Genomic DNA, 815 nt, shown 5'->3' with positions numbered 1-815 from the left:
GCACGGGGTTGCCGGCCTCGCTCGCAAGCTCAGCCACTATGACGGCGAGTTCAAGCTGTCGGTTCTGCACCGGATGTGGGAGGATGGACTGTCCTGCCGACAGACGGCCGCGCTGTTCAATATCCGCAACGCCGGCTGCCTTCCGGACTGGGAGAGGCGCTATGAAGCCGGTGGGATAGAGGCGCTCGCGCCGCGCCGCAGAGGAAGGCCGCGATCGATGTCAGACCCGCCGTCGCCTGGCGAGCCGCCCGTGGCGCAGAGTGATGAGACCAAGAGCCGCGAAGAGCTGCTTGCGGAACTGAACCATCTGCGCATGGAGAACGCCTACCTAAAAAAACTGGAGGCCTTAACGCAGGGACACGCGCCCAAAAAGCGCAAGCTGTCCAAGCGTTAAGGCTGCTCTATCCGCTCGATGGTCTGCTCAAACTGGCAGGGCTTTCCCGCAGCACGTTCTACTATCGACAGAAGGCGTCCCGCGTCGACCGCCATGCTGGTCTCAAGGAGAAGATCAGAGCCGTCTTCGACAGCCACAAGGGCCGCTACGGTTATCGCCGGGTGGCTGCTGCACTGCGCCGGCTCGGTCATGTCGTCAATCACAAGGCGGTGCAGTGTCGGATGGTGGAGATGGGATTGAAGTCGCTGGTCAGGCCGAAGAAGTATCGCTCCTACAAAGGCGGCATCGGAAGGACGGCTCCCGATCTCATTCAACGCCAGTTCAACGCTGACAGCGCCAACCATAAATGGGTGACCGATGTGACGGAGTTCAACCTGGCGGGCGACAAGCTCTATCTCTCACCGGTCATGGACCTTTATAA

At 60.9% G+C, this 815-nt stretch carries 1 pseudogene; it reads left to right on the top strand.

Annotation, left to right across the window (positions count from 1 at the left end):
• A pseudogene (locus tag NKI66_RS32615) lies at nucleotides 1-815 on the top strand (IS3 family transposase); the annotation flags it as partial.

The sequence above is a fragment of the Mesorhizobium sp. M0518 genome (genome assembly GCF_040321125.1).
Classification (GTDB): domain Bacteria; phylum Pseudomonadota; class Alphaproteobacteria; order Rhizobiales; family Rhizobiaceae; genus Mesorhizobium.
This window is presented reverse-complemented; position numbering and strand designations above follow the sequence as displayed.